The following is a 5,918-nucleotide window of genomic DNA, read 5'->3' on the forward strand; positions in this document are numbered from 1 at the left end:
CGCCGAGCTGGAACAGGTCAACGCCGAGCTGGACTCGTTCGCCTACTCCGTGTCGCACGATCTGAAATCGCCGCTGCGCGCCATCGACGGTTTCACACAATTGTTGAAAGACCAACTCCAGGACCGCGCCAGCGCAGACGAGCGCGCGATGATGGAACGCGTGCTCGCCGCCACCCACCGCATGAGCGACCTCATCGCCGACATGTTGTCGCTGGCCCGCATCAGCCAAGGCATGCTGGAGATGGTCGAAGTGGATCTGAGCGACCTGGTCCAGGACATCCGCCGCCGCACCCAAACCCGAATGCCGGAGCGTGCCATCGAATGGCGCATTCAGCCCGACCTGCTGTGCCGCTGCGACGCGAGCCTGGCGCGCATCGCGCTCGACAACCTGCTGAGCAACGCGCTGAAGTACACCCGCGACCAGCCCCATCCGCTGATCGAGTTCGGGCAGATGCCCGGCACGTCGGGCGGGCCAGGCGAGTACTTTGTCAGAGACAACGGCGTGGGCTTTGACATGCGGCACGCCGACAAGCTGTTCAAGCCCTTCCAGCGCCTGCACATGCCGAGTGAGGGGTTCGAAGGATCGGGCATTGGCCTGGCCACGGTGCACCGCATCGTGGAGCGCCACGCCGGCCGTATCCGGGCGGATTCCCGGGTCGGCGAAGGTACCTCCCTGTATTTTTCTTTCGAAGCAAACCAGCCATGAGCGAAGAATCAGGATCTGCGCGCGCGTCCGTACAGCCGCCCCCGAACGACCCCACGCACTCGGCGTTGCTGCAACAGCACCAGCGCCACGCGCTGTGGAGCATCATCCTCACGCTGAGTCTGGGCGTGCCCCTGGTGACCTGGTTTCTGTACCGGCGCGAAGGTTTTACAGCTCTCTTTTTCACCGCCGCCGGTCTGACGCTGCTGATCTGGACCGTGTGGCTGCTCTACCGCCTGCAGCGCTACCGGCTGGCGATACACCTGCTCGTGTTTGGCATTCTCGTGGCCGGCATCCTCGGGACCATGGCCCACGGTTCGGTGCGCAGCGCGGCGGTCCTGGTCATGATCGCAGCGGTGGTGGGATCGACCTCGTTCCTGCCGGTGCGCACCATGGTCCTGACGGCGCTGTTGTGCGTGGCGGCCTTGGCCGGGCTCAACATCGCCGAAAACATGGGTCTGTTGCACCAGCGTCCCGACCTCCGCGCAGGCTGGGCGCTGTGGATCACACAGAGTGTGGTGATGGCCGGCATTCTGGTCAGTGTGTATGTGGGGCGCAAACGCCTGGCAGATGCCTTGCACAAGCAAGACCTTGCACTCACGCGTCAGAAGCAGGTGGAGCGGCAACTGCGCGCCAGCGAGGGCCAGTTCATGGCCTTGTTCCACAACAACCCGGCGGCCACGCTGGTGGTGCAAGCAGAGACACAGAAACTGCTGGAGGCCAACGACGCCTATCTGCGCATGTTTGGCATCACGCGAGCACAACTGTCGACGGCGACCCCGCCGATGTTCTGGCAGGACCAAGAGGAACGCAAACAGTTTGTCGCCCAAATGCAGGAAAAGGGCTATGTGCAAGCCTTCGAGGCCATTGGAAAACGCCGCGATGGCAGCACATTCGAAGGCCTGGTGTCGGCAGCCCAGGTGACACAAGGTCCCGAACCGCTGCTCATTGTGACGGTGCTGGACGTGAGCGCGCAGGCACGGGCGCAGCGCGCGCTTCGCCGCTCCGAAGACCGCTTCTCCAGAGCCTTCCAGGCCAGCCCGCTGGGCATGTCCATCACCCGGTTGAGCGATGGTTGCTTCATCGAATCCAATCCCGCCTATGAAAAGGTGCTGGGCTACAACAACGCAGAACTTCGCGGCAAAAACTGGCAACAAGCCGGGCTCTGGTTCAGCGAAGACGAGCGCAACCAGTTCATCGGTCTGCTGCAACGCAAGGGCCAGACCCTGGGTTATTCGGCCCGTCTGCGCACGCGCAAAGGGGATGCGATCACCGTGAAAATCTGGTCGGTGGTGATCGAAGTCGATGGTGATGCCTGTGAACTGTCGTACGCAGTGGATGACAGTGAAGACAGACGCCGCGAAACCTTGCTGCTGAATATGGCCAAAGGCCTGTCCAGAGAAACCGGGCTGCGGTTCTTCCAATCCTTGGTGCAACACATGGCGCATGCCTTCAAGGCCGACCTGGTGATCGTCGGCGAGATCGACCCCATGCAAAACGTGCAAACCGTGGCTGCGTATCACGACGCCGCCTTGGTACCCAATGTGCGCTACCCACTGGCAGGCACGCCCTGCGGCCACACGGTGGACACAGTAGGTACCAGCCATTTTTTCGGTGATTTGAAGCGGCGCTTTTCCCCCGACCAGTTCCCCATCGGCAGTAGTTATGAGAGCTACATCGGTGTCGCGCTGCGCGACGCCGATGGCAGCCCCATCGGTCTACTCACGGCCATGTGGAAAACACCCATGGACCGCACGCCGGAGCTGCTGGCCATGATGGCCATCTTCTCCAGCCGCTGCAACGCCGAGCTGATCCGCTTGCGGCGCGACCGTGAAATCCAGAAGCTGCGCGAAACCCTGGAGCACCGGGTGGAGGAGCGCACAGCTCAACTCGAATACCTCAACCGGGAGCTCGACACCTTCGCCTATACCGTGTCACACGACCTGAAGTCGCCGCTGCGCGCCATCGCCGGCTTCATGCACGTGTTGCGCGATCAGATGGCGGAGCGTATACAAGCACCCGACGAGGAATTGATCCAGCGGGTCATGGCTTCGACCACCCGCATGAGCAGCCTGATCAACGATTTGCTGGCATTGGCGCGCGTCAGCCAGAGTGAACTCACGCGCAAGCCGGTTGATCTGAGCGAACTGGCACACGACGTGTTGCGGCACGAGCAACAACGCGAGCCACAGCGCCAAGTAGACATCCATGTGGAACCGGGACTGATCGCAAACTGCGACCCCGATCTGGCCAGAATCGTGCTGGAAAACCTGCTCGGCAACGCCTGGAAGTACAGCCGCCATCAGACCCAACCGCGCATTGAAATCGGTCAGGAAGCCACTCCGCTCACCGGTCGGATGGTCTTCTTTGTGCGCGACAACGGCGCCGGCTTCGACATGGCGCGCAGCGACCGCTTGTTCAAGCCGTTCAACCGGCTGCACGGCGCCAAAGAATTCGAAGGTTCGGGCATCGGTCTGGCCACCGTGCGGCGCATCATCGAGCGCCACGGCGGTCACATCGAGGGCGAAGGCGTGCCGGGGCTGGGCGCCACCTTCCGGTTTTGTTTTGGCAACGAAGCAGGCTTGGACACCTGAGCGCGCCCCCGGCGCCGCACCAACACCGGCGTCGCCCGACCTGCAGGCTTTTTTTAATCGGTGTGGCTCAATCGGTGTGGCGCGCTGCGCGCAAATGCGCCACCGTCGCAGGCAGATCGCGCCAGACCGGCTCTGCCGGTGCAAACCGCCCGCGCATATAACCCGCCAGCACGGCAATCTGTTCGTCGTCCAGGGCTTGGCGGAACGCTGGCATGAAGCCGATCTCAGGACCTGCCGGGCTGCGCACCCCGTCCAGGATCACGCGCACCAGGTTGTCGGGACGCTCGCTGTGCAACTGGCTGTTCAGCGCCAGCGGGGTGTTCACGCCCAGCAAATGCGGCCCGTCGCCATCGTGGTGGCAAGCCGCACAGGCACCGTCGAACAAACGCTGCCCGGGTCCGGGCAAGGTGGCCGACGCGGCTTGTGCCGACAAGACCACCTGCTGCGCGCGCGCAGCACTCTCGGCCTCTGACAGCGGTTCGGAGAACGACGCCAGATACGTCGCCATGGCGCGGATGTCGGCGTCGGGCAGCGCGGCCAGCTGCTGCACCACCGGGGCCATGGGGCCGCTGGCCACGCCATGCTGCGGGGCATGGCCATGGCGCAGATAGCGGTAGAGCTGGTCTTGCGTCCAGGGCACCGGCGCGCGCGACAAACCGGTCAGCGCGGGCGCTTCCCAGCCATCGACCAGTGCGCCGCTCAGAAAGGCCGGGCCACCACGCTCCGCGCCCAGCGCGTTGCGTGGTGTGTGGCAGGCGCCGCAGTGCCCCAGCCCGTTGACAAGGTAATCGCCCCGGTTCCATTCCACCGTCTGCGTCGGGTCGGGGCGGTGCGGCGCCGGATCGTGGAACAGCGCGTTCCAGCCCGCCATCAGCGGACGCACACCGAACGGAAAGGCCAACTGCGTGGTGGGCGGCGCCGAGCGCACCGCGGGCTGCGCCATCAGGTAGGCGTAGAGCGCGGTCAGGTCTTCGTCGCCGATTTGCGCAAACGCGGTATAGGGGAATGCCGGATACAGGTGTTTGCCGTCGCGCGAAATGCCTTCGCGCATGGCGCGCTGGAATGCGCTGAACGACCACAGGCCGATGCCGGTATCGGGGTCGGGTGTGAGGTTGGTGGTGTAGACCGTGCCAAACGGTGTGTCCATGGCCCGCCCACCCACGTTGGGTGCACCGCCCGGCGCGGTGTGGCAGACCACGCAGTCGCCAGCGGCGGCCAGTACGCGCCCGCGTTCGATGGTGGCCGCGTTGTAGACCGAAGCACCGCTTGCGGCCACCGGCGCGATCACACTGCGCCAGCCCAGCAAAGCCGCCACCAGGCCCAGGCCACCCGCGAGCATGGCGGTGCCACGCGCCCAAGCGCTGCGCCGCCGGGGCCATGGTGCTTGCTCGGGCAGCGTCGGTTCGGCGCGGGGCGCCGGCAAGGCCGCAGAGGCCGAGCCCAGGTCTCGCACCGGATGCAGAGCGGCCCGCACCACCTCTGGCGTGAACGGCGGCTGGCGAAACCGCACGCCGGTGGCGTCGAAGATCGCATTGGCAATGGCCGCCGTGCCCGGCACGGAAGAGGATTCGCCCGCACCCAGCGGGGCTTCGCCCGGTCGCGGCATGCTCACCACATCGATCACCGGCACATCGCGAAAATTCAGAATCGGGTAGGCGCCCCACTCCAGGCTGTTGACGGTTTGCGTCCTGGGCGCCAGCGTGACCTGCTCGGTGAGGGCGCGGCTGGTGGTCTGGATCACGTTGCCGTGGATCTGGTGCTGCACGCCCGCCGGGTTGATCAGCGTACCGGCATCGTGCCCCACCACCACGCGGCGCACATGCACCTCACCGGTCTTGCGGTTGACTTCCACGTCGGCCACCCAGGCCGCCCAGGCAGCGCCAAATCCCGGCCACTTGCTGTGCACATAGCGCGCGTAGGCCACGCCCTGGCCGCGCAGCAGATCGGGCCCATCGTCCTCGTCTTTGCCGCCTTGGCCTTCACGCACGGCCTGCTGCTGCGGCTGTGTGTGCGCCACCCAACCGGCACGCTCGGCGGTGGTGCGCAACAGTTCTGCCGCTCGCGGATCGTTCAGATAGCGCAGCCGGAACTCCACCGGGTCCACCCCGGCTGCGGTGGCCAACTCGTCGATATAGGACTCGTGCGCGAACGAATTGGGCAAGGCCGAGACCCCACGCAACCACGACGCACGCAACATGGGCGGCATGTCGTTGATGGTCACGCGCAAGTGGTCGTAGTCGTACGGCGGACGCGCGGTGCGGTCGCCCATCTCGTAGGCTTGCGCCAGGGGCTCCACGGTGCGGGTCAGCAACAAGGCCAGCGTGGGTGCGCCATTGGACGGATACGAGGTCTGGAAGTCGTAGGCCGCGACCGAGCCATCGGCATTCAGGCCGCCCTGGACTTGCATCAGTTGGGCCGCACCCTTGGGCTCCCAGGCGTGTTCTTGCTCGCGCGTGAGCTGCACCCGCACCGGCGCGCCCACGGCGCGCGAGAGCAAGGCCGCGTCGGCCGCCACGTCGTCGGCGCAGTTGCGCCCATAACAACCCGAAGCCTCCATGCGGATGACGTCGATCTGGACATCGGTCAAGCCCATCAGGCGCGCCAGATCGGCGCGCAAAACA

General features: G+C 65.4%; 3 protein-coding genes. 2 read left to right on the plus strand and 1 reads right to left on the minus strand.

Going from position 1 to position 5,918, the window contains the following annotated elements:
• Both ABYB95_RS15455 and ABYB95_RS15460 read left to right on the plus strand, forming a co-directional pair.
• Positions 1-706 (plus strand): ATP-binding protein (locus ABYB95_RS15455; protein WP_372659459.1); only part of this gene is annotated, 706 nt, incomplete at its 5' end.
• Positions 703-3,297, plus strand: a complete 2,595-nt coding sequence (locus tag ABYB95_RS15460) for a PAS domain S-box protein (RefSeq protein WP_372659460.1) — start codon at positions 703-705, stop codon at positions 3,295-3,297. The genes ABYB95_RS15455 and ABYB95_RS15460, both read left to right, overlap by 4 nt.
• Positions 3,298-3,364: 67 nt before the next feature.
• Here ABYB95_RS15460 and ABYB95_RS15465 read toward each other — a convergent pair.
• A partial coding sequence (locus ABYB95_RS15465; protein WP_372659461.1) for a c-type cytochrome occupies positions 3,365-5,918 on the minus strand: 2,554 nt, incomplete at its 5' end.

The organism is Hydrogenophaga sp. (assembly GCF_041633695.1).
Classification (GTDB): domain Bacteria; phylum Pseudomonadota; class Gammaproteobacteria; order Burkholderiales; family Burkholderiaceae_C; genus Hydrogenophaga.

Coding starts and splice junctions, on each gene's coding strand:
- ABYB95_RS15460 (WP_372659460.1), top strand. CDS start 703: ATGAGCGAAGAATCAGGATCTGCGCGCGCGTCCGTACAGCCGCCCCCG.